The 15,405-nt window shown below is 63.3% G+C and carries 10 protein-coding genes; 4 read left to right on the forward strand and 6 right to left on the reverse strand.

From position 1 onward, the window contains the following. Positions 1-9: 9 nt before the first annotated feature. From LB543_RS11405 to LB543_RS11420, 4 genes are all read right to left on the reverse strand, one after another. On the reverse strand, positions 10-282 hold the full coding sequence (locus tag LB543_RS11405) for a type II toxin-antitoxin system YafQ family toxin (protein WP_224614167.1): 273 nt from the start codon (positions 280-282) through the stop codon (positions 10-12). A gap of 2 nt (positions 283-284) precedes the next feature. Next, positions 285-542: a type II toxin-antitoxin system RelB/DinJ family antitoxin gene (locus tag LB543_RS11410; protein ID WP_140757654.1), complete on the reverse strand. Its 258-nt coding sequence runs from the start codon at positions 540-542 to the stop codon at positions 285-287. A gap of 86 nt (positions 543-628) precedes the next feature. After that, positions 629-2,683 (reverse strand): bifunctional aldolase/short-chain dehydrogenase, encoded by a 2,055-nt coding sequence (locus tag LB543_RS11415; protein WP_224614168.1) that lies wholly within the window; start codon positions 2,681-2,683, stop codon positions 629-631. A gap of 86 nt (positions 2,684-2,769) precedes the next feature. Then, the gene (locus tag LB543_RS11420) at positions 2,770-3,735 is read right to left on the reverse strand and encodes a sugar-binding transcriptional regulator (RefSeq protein ID WP_224614169.1); all 966 of its coding nucleotides are present in this window, start codon (positions 3,733-3,735) and stop codon (positions 2,770-2,772) included. 202 nt (positions 3,736-3,937) lie between these two features. Here LB543_RS11420 and LB543_RS11425 point away from each other — a divergent pair, with 202 nt between their 5' ends. The 4 genes from LB543_RS11425 (at position 3,938) to LB543_RS11440 (ending at position 10,975) form a co-directional block, all read left to right on the forward strand. Beyond that, positions 3,938-5,578: an acyl-CoA synthetase gene (locus LB543_RS11425; RefSeq protein WP_224614170.1), complete on the forward strand. Its 1,641-nt coding sequence runs from the start codon at positions 3,938-3,940 to the stop codon at positions 5,576-5,578. Positions 5,579-5,767: 189 nt separating this feature from the next. After that, the gene (locus LB543_RS11430) at positions 5,768-6,373 is read left to right on the forward strand and encodes a TetR family transcriptional regulator (RefSeq protein ID WP_140757650.1); all 606 of its coding nucleotides are present in this window, start codon (positions 5,768-5,770) and stop codon (positions 6,371-6,373) included. Positions 6,374-6,427: 54 nt separating this feature from the next. Beyond that, positions 6,428-7,570, forward strand: coding sequence for an efflux RND transporter periplasmic adaptor subunit (locus LB543_RS11435; protein WP_140757649.1), 1,143 nt, complete (start codon positions 6,428-6,430; stop codon positions 7,568-7,570). Between the two features lie 258 nt (positions 7,571-7,828). Next, positions 7,829-10,975 (forward strand): efflux RND transporter permease subunit, encoded by a 3,147-nt coding sequence (locus LB543_RS11440; protein ID WP_224614171.1) that lies wholly within the window; start codon positions 7,829-7,831, stop codon positions 10,973-10,975. Between the two features lie 78 nt (positions 10,976-11,053). Here LB543_RS11440 and LB543_RS11445 read toward each other — a convergent pair whose 3' ends face one another. Together LB543_RS11445 and LB543_RS11450 are read right to left on the reverse strand one after the other, a co-directional pair. Continuing rightward, entirely contained in the window at positions 11,054-12,763 is a 1,710-nt protein-coding gene (locus tag LB543_RS11445; protein WP_224614172.1) for an APC family permease, read from the reverse strand. Positions 12,764-13,016: 253 nt separating this feature from the next. Then, entirely contained in the window at positions 13,017-15,386 is a 2,370-nt protein-coding gene (locus LB543_RS11450; RefSeq protein ID WP_224614173.1) for a DUF1989 domain-containing protein, read from the reverse strand. Between the last annotated feature and the right edge of the window lie 19 nt (positions 15,387-15,405).

Here is a 15,405-nt window from a genome sequence, read left to right on the forward strand (position 1 = left end):
CGATGACGTTCACTCGTTGAACAGGTCGGAATGCGAACCGGTACGGGCAAGCTGCAATTCGTCGCCGACAACGCGGTAGATCAGGAGCCAGTCTGGTTCGATATGCACGTCACGAAAGCCTTTCCAATCCCCTTTCAGAGGATGATCCTTATACGTCCCTGGCAGTTCATGTGCGGCGATGAGCAGTCCTAACAGATCGCGCAACTTGCCCAGGTTCTTGCCACGCTTTTCGATACGCTTCACGTCCCGGCGAAATTGCCCGGAGTGAATGGGCACTGGCACGCTTAGATTCCCAAATCCTTGAACAACTCATCAGCCGAGGCAAAGCGCTTGCCTTTGCCTTTTTCCAACTCGGCCATGGCCTTTTGAGTGGTGGCGTTCGGCACTTTCACGGGAAAAGGAAATTCCTTGTCGGCGGCGACGCGCACCAGAAGCAGGCGAATGGCATCGGAGACCGACAAGCCCATGGCTGCCAAGGCCTCCGTTGCCTGATCCTTCGTAGCGCTGTCGATGCGAGCGCGGACCACTGAATCCGTTGCCATATCGTGGCTCCTTCATGTTGAGCCACAATGTAGCTACGATTCGCAACTCTTACAAGCGGATCGCTGCGAACGTTCAGGCAGCAAGCCTATCGCAGCGCCGCGGCAATGTTGCCGCCGTCGACCGTGGTCACATCGGCAGTGGTCCGGTCGGCCAGGGCGTGATGCAGGAAGGCCTGTGCCACATCCTGCGCCGTCACTTCCTGGCCGAGCAAATTGCCGGACATGTATTCCTTCTCCGATACGCCGCGCGCGCCCGAGCGGCTGGCTATCATCGCGTCGGTCAACAGCCCGGAGCGGATGCGGTCGGCGTTGACGGCGTTCGAACGGATGCCATGGGCGCCGTAGTCGAGCGCGTATTGCCTGGACAGGAACAGCGTCGCCGCTTTCGGCACGCCATAGGCGCCGAATTTCGGACCGGGGTTGACCGCCTGCTTGGAGGTGTTGAACAGGAGAGCGCCGCCGGTGCCCTGTTCGAGCATGATGCGCACGGCGTTCTGCGCCGCCGACTGGTGGGCGAAGAAATTGAGCTCGAAGCTCTTGCGCAGCAGCGCATCGTCAAGCTCGCCGATGCGGCCTTCCCAGGCAGCACCCGCATTGGACACCAATATGTCGACGCCGCCGAACACGGCCACCGCCTTGTCGAAGGCGGCGCGCATCTGAGCCGGGTCGGTGATGTCGGCGCCAACGCCGATCGAATTGTTGCCGGCCTTCCTGGCGGCGTCAGCGGCCTTTTCGGCGTCGAGATCGACGACGACGGCATGAGCGCCATTGTCGGCGAATAGTTTTGCCGTCGCCGCACCGATCGCGCCGGCGCCGCCGGTGATCAGCACCACCTGTCCGGTCAGCGGCTTCGGCTTGTTGGAAGCGAGCTTGGCCTGTTCAAGCGACCAGTATTCGAGCGGGAACAGGTCGGCCTTGGACAATGGGTGGAAACGCCCGACCGCCTCCGCACCGCGCACTGCCTCGATCCACATCTCGCCGACGTCCGATGCGATCCTGGCATCCTTCAGCGTGCGGCCGTGGCCGAACATGCCGAGCCCCGGCACCAGCGTCAGCCGGGGCATCGGGTCGAGCATGGTGCGCTTGACGTCGTCGAGCGCGTCATTGGTCTCGAAATAGGCGCGATAATCCTTGGCGAAGCGGTCGACATGGCTCTCGATCACCGCCTTGTAGTCACCGATTTTGGCAGCATCGGGCGCAGGCACGGCCATCGGCCCGGTCTTGATGCGGATCGACAGATCCGGCGTCGACACGCCACGTCCGGCATAGTCGGCGATCTCTGCCGAATTGATGAAATCGACGATCGCGTCCGAGGTGCGGAAATCGCTGATCATGCGGTCGAAGCGGCCTTCGCCGCGTGGCGCCGCGACGGCGCCGCGCAGCATCGGCGCGATCTCCGCCGGTGACGCGAGCCTTGCCGGCAATGCCGCCTTTGCAGCCTTGGGCTTGGCATGCTTGGCCACATAGTCCTCGGCGACGTTCACATAGTGGATCATCCGGTTATAGGCTTGCCTGGCGTCGTCGCCGAAGGTGAAGATGCCATGCTTGTCGAGGATCAGGCCTTCTACCGTTGGGTCGGCGTCGAAGACATCGGCCGCTGCCTTGGCGAGGTCGAAGCCCGGCATGATGTAGGGCACGTAGCCCATCTTTGTTCCGAACACCTTTGCCACCAGCGGCTTGCTGTCTTCCTGGTCGACAATGGCCAGGATGGCGGTCGAATGGGTGTGGTCGACGAATTTGTGCGGCAGGAAGGCATGCAGCAGGGTCTCGACCGAAGGGTTGGGCGAGGCGGGGTCGATCAGGTTTGCCCGCTGCAGGGCGACCATGTCCTCGTCGGAAAGCCTGTCCAGCTTGCGCGCCTTGAGCAGGGCGCCCATCTTGACAGCGGGCAGGCCCTGCGGCTCGATGACGGCCATGTCCCAGCCGCTGCCCTTGACGCACAGCACGTCCCACTCGTCGCCGACGAGGTCGGTCGCCTTGATCTTGCAGGAGGTGTTGCCGCCGCCATGCAGGACCAACTGTGGCACGCCGCCCAGTAGCCGCGTCGTGTAGACACGCAAGGCCAGGTCGCGGCCGACGCCCTTCTTCGCATAGTCGGCAACGAGTTTTTCGGCCGCGTCGTCGTTCCACAGATTCTTCATGTTCGCTTCGTCCAGTTGCTGTCTTCGATGGTGAAATAGGAATGCCGCGACGCCTTGATGACGATGCGTCGGCAAACGGTTGGTTTTCAGGATGCCTTTTCTGCTGACGTTCCGGCATGATCGAGCAGCCGCTGCGCCATGCGTGCGCCGACCACCAGATGCGTGCAGAGGCCGCCGGCGATGGCCGCGAGCAGCGGCTCGAACTTACTGTCTTCCTGCACGACCATCAGCCGCTTCTCGATGACGCGCAGTGAAGCAAGCCCAGCCGAGATGACCCGCCGGTTGTAGCTGCAGTCGAGCAACTCGCCACCGGCGTCGATGATCTGCCCGGCAATGACACCGGCGGCACCTTCCCTGCGCAGTGCCGCCATCTCGGCTGCCGTCAGCGCGCCGCACTTCACCAGATGGCTGTCGGCATCGACCGCGCCGATGGAGTAGAGCGCAAGATCGCAGTCGCTGATCCCGGCAAGCTGGTCGCGGATTACCGGCTCGGCGCGCAGGCCTTGCGCCAGTTCCTCGGTCGACAGCACCAGAGGCGCGTAGAAATTGAGGCCCTTGGCATTGAGCCGCCGCGCGATTTCCATGGTGCACTGGTCGGGGCGGTAGGAGTAGGGGGCTCCCAAATTGCCGCAGAGCTGCACCACGGTGACGTCCTGCAGGTCGGCATAGGACATGATGTCGGCGATCGTGTAGACGGTGCGGCCCCAGGCGACCCCAATGCGGTCGCCTTTCCTGACGAGTTCCAGGAAGACGCTTGCCGCCAGCACCGCGATATCGGTCGAGGGGTCGGCGAGATAGGCGTTTTCCGGCGCGATCCAGACGGCGTCGAGCTTCAGGGCGTCTTCCAGCCTGCGCGCCATGACGTCGTCGGTGAAGAGCTGCGTCGAGGTCGATATGTTGACGATGCCTGTCTCGCGCGCCTTGCGCAGATACATGGCGACGGAAGCGCGCGAAATGTTGAGTTGATGGGCGACTTCGTCCTGGCGAAGCCCATGGGCATAGTAAAGCCAGGCCGCCTTGTGGATGAGCTGTTCTGCCGGTCGGATCGCCATGCCGCCTCCTTGGCTGACATTAGTCACGGCTCTCGACAAAAGTCAAATTTGGATGAGCAGGAAGGAATCTTCTGCCGGGCCGGCTCGATCGAGATCACCATTCCAGCAAGTCGGCGCGGTATAGCATTCTCAGCCCTTCAGGGGGATAGCGTGACGACGAACCCGGGGCTAGAAAGCTCGAAAAGACTTTGGGGAGGACGGGATGGCCAATCCCTACGAACAGGATCTCGACAGGAACGCCGCCAACCACCAGCCACTGACGCCGCTCACCTATCTGGAGCGCGCGGCGAAAACCTATCCCGACCACATTGCCATCATCCATGGCAGCCAGCGCATCAGCTACCGCGATTTCTGGCGCCGCTCGCTGAAGCTCGCCTCGGCCCTTTCCAAGCACGGCATCGGCAAGTGCGATACGGTGACGGTGATGCTGTCGAACACGCCGCCGATGCTGGAGGCGCATTTCGGCGTGCCGATGACCAAGGCGGTGCTGCACTCGCTCAACACGCGCCTCGACGCCGCGGTCATCGCCTTCCAGCTCGACCATGCCGAGACCAAGGTGCTCATCGTCGATCGCGAGTTTTCCGGAGTCGTGCGGGAGGCGCTCGGTCTGGCCAAGGTCAAGCCGCTGGTCATCGATTACGACGATCCCGATTACGCCGCTGACGCGCCCTATCCGAAAGGCGAGCGGGTCGGCACGTCGGACTATGAGGATTTTGTCGCTGGCGGCGACGAGGATTTCACGTGGTCGATGCCCGACGACGAATGGGACGCCATCTCGCTCAACTACACGTCGGGCACGACGGGCAATCCCAAGGGCGTCGTCTACCATCACCGTGGTGCGGCGCTGATGGCCTACACCAACACCATCCATGCCGGCATGGCCAAGCACGCGGTCTATCTCTGGACCTTGCCGATGTTCCATTGCAATGGCTGGTGTTTTCCTTGGACGCTCGCCGTCCAGGCCGGCACGCATGTCTGCTTGCGCTGGGTACGGCCGAAGCCGATCTATGACGCCATCGCGAACCACGGCGTCACGCATCTGTGCGGGGCGCCGGTTGTCATGTCGGTGCTGATCAACGCCAGGGAGGAAGACAAGCGCGCGTTTGCGCAGACGGTCACCTTCAACACAGCCGCCGCCCCTCCGCCCGAAGCCGTGCTGTCGGGCATGGCGGACGCAGGCTTTGCCGTCACCCATCTCTACGGTCTGACCGAAACCTATGGTCCCGCCGTGGTCAACGAATGGCACAATGCTTGGGACGCGCTCGACAAAGGGGCGAGGGCGGGCAAGAAGGCACGGCAGGGCGTGCGCTATGCCGCGCTCGAAGGCCTGACGGTGATGGATCCCGAAACCATGGCCGAAACACCCGCCGACGGTGAGACCATCGGCGAAGTCATGTTCCGGGGCAACATCGTCATGAAGGGTTATCTGAAGAACCGCAAGGCGACGGACGAGGCTTTCGCCGGCGGCTGGTTCCACTCCGGCGATCTTGGTGTCATGCACCCCGACGGCTACATCCAGCTCAAGGATCGCTCCAAGGACATCATCATCTCCGGTGGCGAGAACATTTCCTCGATCGAGGTCGAGGACGCGCTCTACAAGCATCCCGCCATCGCCTCCTGCGGCGTCGTCGCACGTCATGACGACAAATGGGGCGAGGTGCCTGTCGCCTATGTCGAACTGAAGCCGGGCAAGGAGGCGAGCGAGGCCGAGATCATCGAGCACTGCCGCGGTCTGCTCGCCCGCTTCAAGGTGCCGAAAGCGGTGATCTTCGCCGAGATACCGAAGACCTCGACCGGCAAGATCCAGAAATTCCGGCTGCGGGAAATGGCCAAGGTCGGCTGAATCCGTCCGGCGGCCTTTCGAGAGAATATTTTCAGAGGCCCGCATCCTGAGGGCGCCTTGTGACGTCTATTGGATGTCACCATCTGTCACCTATCGTACGCGTACATCGAATCTGCGTTGACACAGTGCTCTTTTCGATTTACGAGTGATGAAAATCGAAATTCGTCACTCGTTATTTGACAGAGAGCTATGTCCGAAGCCGCCAACATCGTCGCCGACGTCGCCCGACAGGAAAATGTGACGCGCATTCTCGATTGCGCCGAGCGCCTGTTCCGGCACTATGGCTACGGCAAGACCAACGTCGCAGACATTGCCCGCGAACTCGGCATGTCGCCGGCCAACATCTATCGTTTCTTTGCCTCCAAGGTTGAAATCCACCAGGCCGTCTGTGGCCGGATGCTCGGCGCCAGCTACAACATGGCCTACGAGATCATGCACCTGCCGGTCAGCGCCGAGGAGAGGCTGCGGCGCTACGTGCATGCACAGTACAAGATGACGATGGAGGTGATGCTCGACGACCAGAAGGTGCACGAGATGGTCATCGTCGCCCTTGAGCGCGATTGGGGCGTCATCGACAAGCATGTCGACAGCATCCACGATCTCTTCGCCGAGGTAATCCGCGAGGGCATCGAGGCCGGCGAGTTCAGGAAACAGGACCCGGTGACCGCGTCGCGCTGTTTCGGTGCCGCCACCGTTATCCTGTGCCATCCGCAGATGGTGGCGCAGTGCCTCGCCAAGACCAATCGGGCGATGCCCGACGACCTCATCGATTACGCAATCAGAGCCTTGAAATAGCCGCCGCCAGCCGGTGCCGGTGTCGACAGTCCGTCTCCAGTCGGGAGTATCACGATGTTTTTGCCCAGTTCCATCCTTCGCAAGCTGCCGGTTGCCGGCCTGATCGTCGCATCGCTTGGGCTCGCCGGCTGCTCGCAGGAAAAAGCGGAGGTGAAGGACATCATCCGCCCGGTCAAGGTCGTCGAGATCGCCCAGGCACATGATACCCGCACGCTGTCCTATTCCGGATCGGTGCGCGCCCGCACCGAGAGCACGCTGGGTTTCCGCGTCAACGGCAAGATCACCGAGCGTCTCGTCGACATCGGCCAGCGCGTGGCGCCTGGCGATGTTCTCGCCCGCATCGATCCGTCAGACTACGACCTGTCGGTCAAGAGCGCGCAGGCCGCGCTGGATGCCGCCGAACGGCAGGTTGAAACCGTCGAACTCGCCCGCAAGCGCGCCGAGCAGCTATTCGCCAAGAACTTCGCGCCGAAATCGCAGCTCGAACAGGCGACGCTGACCTATGACCAGGCCGTCGCCACACGCGACTCCGCCCGCTCGACCCTTGCCCAGGCCAGGAACCAGGTCGGCTATACCGACCTCAAGGCCGACAGGGACGGCATCGTCACGGCTGTCAACGCCGATGTCGGCCAGGTGGTCGGGTCGGGCACGCCAGTGGTTACCGTCGCGGTCGATGGCGAAAAGGAAGTGCTGATCGCGGTTCCGGAAATGGAGATCGCGCAATTCAAGCCGGGCAAGGACGTCAAGGCCGGTTTCTGGTCAGACGATGGGCTGAAGCTCGACGGCAAGGTTCGCGAGGTCGCTGGCAGCGCCGACCCGCAGTCGCGCACCTTTGCCGTCCGCGTCAGCCTGCCCAACGACCCGCGCGTGCTGCTCGGCATGACCGCCAATATCGAGGCGTCGGCAGCCAACGAAAAGCAGCTCGTGTCCATCCCGCTCAGTGCGCTCGCCGAGAAAGACAGCCAATCGATCGTCTGGACCGTCGATCGTGGCGCCGACACCGTTCATGCCCGTCCGGTCAAGGTCGCCGAGTTCGCCGCCGATGGCGTGCGTGTCGCGGAGGGATTGAAACCGGGCGATATCGTGGTCGCCGCCGGTACGCAGTTCATGACCGAGGACCTGAAGGTGAAGCTCGCCGGCGGCATCACACAGCAGTCCGCCTCGGCCGAGGGCGGGGAAGCCAGCCAGTTGCGCTGACGACAGACAGGTCGGCCGCGCGTTCCCGCGGCCGCAGGTTTCCGGGCGGCGTGCCCGAAAGGTCGAGACGTCAAGACCGATGTACCCCCGCATCGATCCTCGCGTCCCACCGCGATGAGTGTCTCTCCGCTCGAAGAGTGACGCCGCCCGGAAACCAGTACCGAACGCAGATGATTTCGTTTCGCGCGCCGCGCTTCTTCGGAGCACCTTCCTCGAAGCACAATGGCGCCGGCAACCAAGCAAAGTGGACCAGCACCGATGACGACCTCCACTGAAGAAAAGCGGCCCTTCAATCTCTCTCGTTGGGCAATTGGCCATCCCTCGATTGCGCGCTTCCTGTTCGGGCTGATCATCATCGCCGGCGCGCTCGGCCTGATGCGTATGGGCCAGAAGGAGGATCCCGACTTCACCTTCCGCGTCATGGTCGTGCAGGCGATCTGGCCGGGCTCGTCGATCCAGGAGATGGAAGACCAGGTCGTCAACAAGATCGAGCGCAAATTGCAGGAGACGCCGCATCTCGATTTCGTGCGTTCCTTCACCCGAGCCGGCAGCGCCATCATCACTGTCCAGATCAAGGGCGACACCAATGCCGAAGAAGTCAAGGACGCCTTCTATCAGGTGCGCAAGAAGGTCAGCGATATCCAGGGCGACCTGCCGCAGGGTCTGCTCGGTCCGTATTTCAACGACGAGTTCGGCGACACCTTCATCACGCTGCATTCTATCAGCGGCGACGGCTTCTCCTATCCGGAGCTGAAGAAGTTCGCCATCCAGGCGCGTGACATGCTGTTGACTACGCCTGGCGTCGAGAAGGCGGTCATCATCGGCGACCAGCCGGAAAAACTCTATATCGATGTCTCGTCCAAGGCGCTGGCCGAACGCGGCCTGACGCTGACCGACCTGCAGAACGCGATCAAGGGCCAGAACAACGTCGACCCCGCGGGCTCCGTCGACACCGGCGTCAATTCGGTGCGCATTTCGGTCGAAGGCGACGTCGCCAAGGCGGCCGACATCCGCGAACTGCGCCTGCGCGCCGGCGGCCAGGTCACCCGGTTGGGCGACATCGCCACCGTGACTTCGGGGCTGGAAGACCCCTTCCAGCGCAAATACCGCTTCAATGGTCACGACAGCGTGCAGCTTGGCGTCGTCATGGCCAAGGGTTTTAAGGTCACCGACGTCGGCAAGGATGTCGAGGCGACCTACAAGCGCTTCGAGGAAGCGCTGCCCTACGGCGTTTCGGTCGACCAGATTTCCGACCAGCCTGAAGTCGTCAGGGATGCCGTCAGCGAATTCATGCATGCGCTCGGCGAAGCGTTGCTGATCGTGCTCGTCGTCTCGTTCCTGTCGATCGGCTGGCGCTCGGGCCTGGTGATCGCCATCGCCATACCGCTGGTGCTCGCCGCCACCTTCGCCATCATGTACGAGATCGGCATCGACCTGCAGCGCATTTCGCTGGGCGCGCTGATCATCGCGCTCGGCCTGCTCGTCGACGATGCCATGATCGTCGTCGAGATGATGGAGCGGAAGCTCGAGGAGGGGCTGGTCAAGATCGAGGCGGCGAGCTTCGCCTATTCCTCGACCGCCTTCCCGATGCTGACCGGCACGCTGATCACCACCGCCGGCTTCATCCCGGTCGGCTTCGCCGCTTCGACGGCTGGCGAATATGTGCGCACCCTGTTCTATGTCGTCGGCATCGCGTTGATCGTGTCGTGGTTCGTGGCCGTCTATTTCACGCCGTGGCTGGGGCATATGATCCTGAAGCAGCGCAAGCATGCCGGCAGCCATCACGACGCCTTCGACACGAGCTTCTATCGTCGGCTGCGCGCCACGGTCGGCTGGGCCGTGCGCCACCGCATCATCGTCCTGGTGATGACGCTGGTGACTTTCGGCACCAGTCTGTGGGCGTTCCAGTTCATCCCGCAGAATTTCTTCCCGCAATCGTCGCGGCCCGAAATCCTCGTCGACCTCTGGCTGCCGGAAGGCACCAGCATCAAGGAGGTCGAGGCGCAGGCCAAGGCCCTGGAAGCCAAGATGATGGACGACAAGGACAAGCGTTTCATCGCCACCTATATCGGCGAGGGCGCCCCGCGCTTCTTCCTGCCGCTCGACCAGCAACTGCGCAACCCTAACTTCGCCCAGATGCTTGTCATGGCCAATGACGAGCCGGCGCGCGAGCGGCTGATCGTCAAGCTGCGCACGGTTCTGGCGCAGGATTTCCCGTCGATCCGCGCCAAGGTCGACCGCCTGTTCCTTGGACCCCCGACCGGCTGGCCCGTGCAGATGCGCGTCATGGGTCCGGACCGCCAGGAGGTGCGCCGCATCGCCGACCAGGTGAAGGCGAAGTTCCGGCAGAATCCGCTGCTCGGCGCGGTGCATGACGACTGGCTGGAGCCTGTTCCGGCGATGAAACTGGTCATCGACCAGGATCGCGCCCGTGCGCTCGGCGTCACCTCGCAGCGCATCCGCCAGATGCTGCAGGCCGCGATGTCGGGCGCGCCGCTCGACGATTTCCGCGATGGCGAGGAGACGGTGTCCATCGTCGCCCGCGAGCCGGATGCCAGCCGCAGCCTGCTGTCGTCGGTCGACTCGGTCTATATCCCGACCGATTTCGGCGGCTTCGTGCCGCTGTCGCAGGTGGCCAAGGTGGTGCCGGTGATGGAGCAGGGCATAGAGTGGCGCCGCGACCGCCTGCCGACGATCAGCGTGCGCGCCACATTGCCCGACGGCGTGCAGTCCAACGACGTCGTCACCAAGATGTACAAGGACATGCAGGGCCTGCGTGACGGCCTGGCGCCTGGTTACAAGATCGAGATCCAGGGCGGGGCCGAGGATTCGGCCGAAAGCCAGGCTTCGATCGCCGCCAAGGCGCCGATCATGCTGGCCATCATCGTCGTGCTCTTGATGATCCAGCTGCAGAACTTCGGCAAGGCGATGCTGGTGCTGGCCACCGGTCCGCTCGGCATCATCGGTGCCGCCGCCGCTCTGCTGATCAGCGGCGCGCCGTTCGGCTTCGTCGCCATCCTCGGCGTCATCGCGCTGCTCGGCATCATCATGCGCAACTCGATCATCCTGGTCGACCAGATCGATCAGGACATTGCCAGGGGCATGGACCGTTCCGAGGCGATCATCGGCTCGGCGGTGCGCCGCTTCAGGCCGATCGTGCTGACGGCGATGACCGCGGTGCTGGCGCTGATCCCGATCTCGCGTGCCGTGTTCTGGGGGCCGCTCGCCTACGCCATGATGGGCGGCATCATGGTCGCTACCGTGCTGACCATCCTGGTGCTGCCGGCGGGGTATGCGCTCTTCTTCGGCCGCGAGCCCAAGAAGGCGAAGACCGACGAACAGGGTCCGGAGCCGGAAGCGATCGAAGGCATCGAACGTCCGCAACTGGCGTTGGCGGCCGAATAAGAAAAAAACCGGCCCGTCGATTTGCGACCGGCCGGTTTTTCTTGATGCAGTGGCTTGGCCCGCCTGGCGGTCAGACCATCAGATGACGAACACCCAATTGGCGATGAGCATGACCGCCACGCCGGCGACCAGCGTCAGATAGGGCAGCATGCCCGCCTTTTTGATCGAAAGGTCGGCTCCCGCCATGCCGAGGTCGGCCAGCATGTGGTCGGGGAATTTGCCCTTGTCCTGGATGTAGTGGCGGAAGCAGAACACTGGGATGATCAGCGCGGCCGTGATCAGCCCCGCCCACAGCGCCATCGGGTTCCACACCTTGGCGCCTGCGCCCATGAAGATGGCGTTGACATAGGCGAAGATCGCCCCGATCCCCAAGAGCCAGCTCGGCGCTTTCCATGGCCGTGCGATATGGCCGTTGTCGATGCGGTGGATCCAGCCGGCGTTGAGATTGAGGAAGTTGAAGATGATGTAGCCGCAATTCGACACGGCGAGGATGAAGAAGAAGCTCGTCGCGTCGGCCGATGCGATGGCCAGCACGACCAGGTTGAAGCAGAGATCGGTCCACATGGCTCGCGTCGGCGCGCCGTGCTCGTTGACGTGGCTGAGATAGCGCGGCAGCCAGCCGTCGACCGAGCCCTGGTAGAGCGTGCGCGACGAGCCGGCCATCGCCGTCATGATGCAGAGCACCAGCGCCAGGATCATCAGCATCACCAGAAGACTGTGGATCAGCCTGCCGCCGCCGACCATGCCGGCCAGCGCATCGGCCACGCCGGAGCCGTCGACGATCGGCGTTGCCAGCATGCCGTTCAGGCCCAGCACGCCCTGGAAGGTGAAGGGCACCAGGATGAACAAAAGCATGCACAGCAGGCCGGAATAGAAGATCGCCTTGAACGTATCGGTGCCGGGGTTCTTGAATTCCGACGTGTAGCAGACGGCCGTTTCGAAACCATAGGTCGACCACGCGGCGATGAACATGCCGCCGAGCGCCAATGTCCAGCCGGCGATGTTCCAGGAACCGGGCTCGGGTGCGTAGGCTGCGGCGAGCGGCACCAGCGGCGAAAAGTTCGACCAGTCGATCTGGCCGGTGAAGATCGGCACCACCCCGACGATCAGCATCGGGATGATGACCAGCAGTCCGATATATTTCTGCACGCTGGCGGTGCCCAGGATGCCGCGATGCTGGATCGAGAAGATGATCAACATCAGTACCGCGCCGATGAAGAAGGTGGCGTTGAGCGTGAACGAGACCGGACCCAGCGTGTGGCTCCACAGCGTCCAGTTACGGATCGCCGGCGTCGCGGCGGCCGTCACCGCAGTGATCGCATCGGCGGCACTCGTTCCGGCATGCGCGGCGATGTAGGCGACGACATCGGGCGAGGTTTCGGTGAACAGCGGCACCGGCGCCAGGGCGTTTAGGATGTAGGCGGCGGCGATCGAGCAGCCGAGCGAAAGGACCGGCGACCAGGCAAACCAGTTGCACCACACCGACAGCGGCGCGATGAACTTGGAATAGCGCAGCCAGGCCGTGGCGCCGTAGATCGAGGCGCCGCCGGACTTGTTCGGAAATAGGCCGGCGATCTCGGCATAGGTGAAGGACTGCAGGAAGCCCATGATCATGGACACCGTCCAGATCAGGAAGGCCAGCTTTCCCGTCGTGCCGGCAATGCCGCCGATCGAGAACAGGACCAGCGCCGGAACGCCGCTCGCCACCCAGAAGGCGCCGCGCCAGTCGATATGCCTGAGCAGCTTGCTTTCGGCAGGCTGGTCCAGGACCGTACTTATCGTGCTCATGTCGATGAGTTCCCCTTTTTCGATGCTCCCCGCCAGCGATGCCTCGGCTACGCGAAGCTTGCTCCCCGGCAAATGATCGTTCCGGCCGCAGTGTTTCCACTCAGTCGTATTTTTTTCTTAGGAGTGAAGATCGATCCGGCGCGCTTTCACGTCAAGCGATTTGTGAAGCCGTGCACATCACGCTTGCGCGCGTGGATGAAAAAGTGTCCGGCGGCGTGGCCGGCGGGCGTTTTGCGAACCCAAAAAGGGCAGGTCAGGAGCGCGGCTTGGTCTTCTGCGGATCGTAGTGGGCAAAGGCCACGACCCGCGCCGGCAGCCGCTTGGCATGGCCGTCGAGCTTGCCGATCTCGACCTCCGTGCCGACTGCCGCATGGGTGACGTCGAGCCGCGCCAGCGCGATGGTCTTGCCGAGCACCGGCGAGCGCATGCCCGACGTGACCACGCCGATCTGGGCGCGGCCGATATGGACGCAATCGCCATGGCCGACGGCGACATTGCTGTCTATGTCGAGGCCGACCAGTTTCGTCTGCGGGTGGTCCTTGCGCCGGATCAGCGCCTCGCGGCCGATGAAATCGTCGGTCTTGGTCTTCAGCGGCACGGTGAAGCCGATGCCGGCCTCGAACGGGTCGGTCTGGTCGGAAAATTCGTAACCGGCGAAGATCAGCCCGGCCTCGATGCGCACCATGTCGAGCGCCTGCAGGCCCATCGGCTTCAGCCCGTGCGGCTGGCCGGCTTCCCAGATGGCGTCGAACACCTTTTCGGCGTCGCGCGGATGGCACCAGATCTCGTAGCCGAGTTCGCCGGTATAGCCGGTGCGTGAAACCACGATGGGAATGCCGTTGCCACCGCCGATGCGCGCCACGGCGAAGCGGAACCATTCGAGTTCCTCGATCGATGGCTGCAGCGGCGAGGTCCAGATCACCTGTTTGAGGATGTCGCGGCTCTTTGGCCCTTGCACGGCGATGTTGTGCATCTGGTCGGTGGACGAGCGCACCAACACGTTGAGGCCGAGCTTCGTCGCCGTCTCGCGCAGCCATTCGCCGGATAGATCGTCGCCGCCGACCCAGCGGAAATTGTCCTTGCCGAGCCGCAGCAGCGTGCCGTCGTCGATCATGCCTCCATGCTCGTAGCACATGGCGGAGTAGACGACCTGGCCGACGCCGAGCTTCTTGACGTCACGCGTCAGCGTGTATTGCAGTAGCGCTTCGCCATCCGGACCGGTGACCTCGAATTTGCGCAGCGGCGACAGGTCCATGATCACCGCGTCCTGCCGGCAAGCCCAGTATTCGGCGATGGCGCCTTCCCTGGCGAAGGAGTTGGCTAGCCAATAGCCCCTGTACTCGACGAAGTCGCGCGTGTGTTTGGCAAAGCTCGAATGAAAAGCTGTCTCGCGGGTCATTTTCGGTTCCGAATCGGGCGTCATGCGTCTGGCGATCGCTCGCGAGAATTCGTGCTGGCCGGAATAGGTCCGCACATGGATGTCGGTCAGCTCCCAGCCATTGGCCGGCGTCGTGTCGTCAGGACAGGCGGAGGAGACGCAGACGATGTCGGTCAGCGCCCTGAGCAAAACATAGTCGCCGGCCCGGGACCATGGCTCGTCCGACACCATCACGCCATGCGCGTCGATCGCCGTGTTGAAGAAGAAGTTGATCGCCATCCAGCCGGCGCGGGGATTGACGCCCTTGCCGGTAAGCGCGCGGTTGAAATTCTCCGAGCAGTTGGTGTGGCCGGGATAGCCGATGTCGTCGTAATATTTCGCCGCACAGGCGAGCGCGAAGGCGTCGTGCCGGCCGCACGTGTCCTGCACCACTTCGACCAGCGGCTCCATGTCTTGGTCGTAGTATTTGGAATGCAGGCCGGGCATCGGATAGCTCGCGCCCATCAGCGTGCGCGTCGTCGTGACGTCGAGCGGATGGTCGAGCCCCTTGTCCAGCTTGCGCGCCGAAAAACACTGGAAGTCGGTGCACTGGCGCCCGTCGACATCGATGATCTGCAGATAGTCGCCCGCCTTGACGAAATAAGATTCGGCCGTCGCCGAATGGACGCGCAGATCGAGCACCGGATCGGCCAGTGGATCGGCAAGCCGGGATTTTGCTTTCAGACGGATCGTGTTGCGCCGCACGATGACGCTGAGCGGCGTCACCGTGTCGTGGCCTTCGACCAGCATCGGGCCGCCGGGCGCGGCAATCAGCATCGCACCATCGCGCGCTATCGCGAATGCCTGCTCGGCACCGGCCGGTGTGGCGCCGCCAAACACGCGCACAGCCTTGGCCTGGTCGAGCTGAACCTGGCGACGCTCGAGTCCGCGGCGCAGTGTGCCGAGACCGTCGTCGCCCTCGGCGAGCAGCGCCTTGATGCCGGCGGCATTGCTGTTCGATTTTTCGCCGAGAATGCCAGGGTCGGTGACGCCCGACTTGTCCCAGGCCAGCAACTCGCAGGCCTGGCCACCCTCGACGTTGCGCACGGTGATCGTATCGCCGGCCTCGACCTCGATCAGCACCGCGCCGTTGCCCTGTACGGTATAGCGCTCCATGCCGGCCGGCAGTGCGATCTGGCCGGGCCGCAGGATCAGGCTTGGCCTAGGCGGTCCGGCTGTCACGGCGGGGTAGGGCGACTGGCTCATCTCAGCCTTGCGGTTCGAG

It is taken from the genome of Mesorhizobium sp. ESP7-2 (genome assembly GCF_020164715.1).
GTDB lineage: Bacteria > Pseudomonadota > Alphaproteobacteria > Rhizobiales > Rhizobiaceae > Mesorhizobium.

Coding starts and splice junctions, on each gene's coding strand:
- LB543_RS11410 (WP_140757654.1), bottom strand. CDS start 542: ATGGCAACGGATTCAGTGGTCCGCGCTCGCATCGACAGCGCTACGAAG.
- LB543_RS11415 (WP_224614168.1), bottom strand. CDS start 2,683: ATGAAGAATCTGTGGAACGACGACGCGGCCGAAAAACTCGTTGCCGAC.
- LB543_RS11420 (WP_224614169.1), bottom strand. CDS start 3,735: ATGGCGATCCGACCGGCAGAACAGCTCATCCACAAGGCGGCCTGGCTT.
- LB543_RS11425 (WP_224614170.1), top strand. CDS start 3,938: ATGGCCAATCCCTACGAACAGGATCTCGACAGGAACGCCGCCAACCAC.
- LB543_RS11430 (WP_140757650.1), top strand. CDS start 5,768: ATGTCCGAAGCCGCCAACATCGTCGCCGACGTCGCCCGACAGGAAAAT.
- LB543_RS11435 (WP_140757649.1), top strand. CDS start 6,428: ATGTTTTTGCCCAGTTCCATCCTTCGCAAGCTGCCGGTTGCCGGCCTG.
- LB543_RS11440 (WP_224614171.1), top strand. CDS start 7,829: ATGACGACCTCCACTGAAGAAAAGCGGCCCTTCAATCTCTCTCGTTGG.
- LB543_RS11445 (WP_224614172.1), bottom strand. CDS start 12,763: ATGAGCACGATAAGTACGGTCCTGGACCAGCCTGCCGAAAGCAAGCTG.
- LB543_RS11450 (WP_224614173.1), bottom strand. CDS start 15,386: ATGAGCCAGTCGCCCTACCCCGCCGTGACAGCCGGACCGCCTAGGCCA.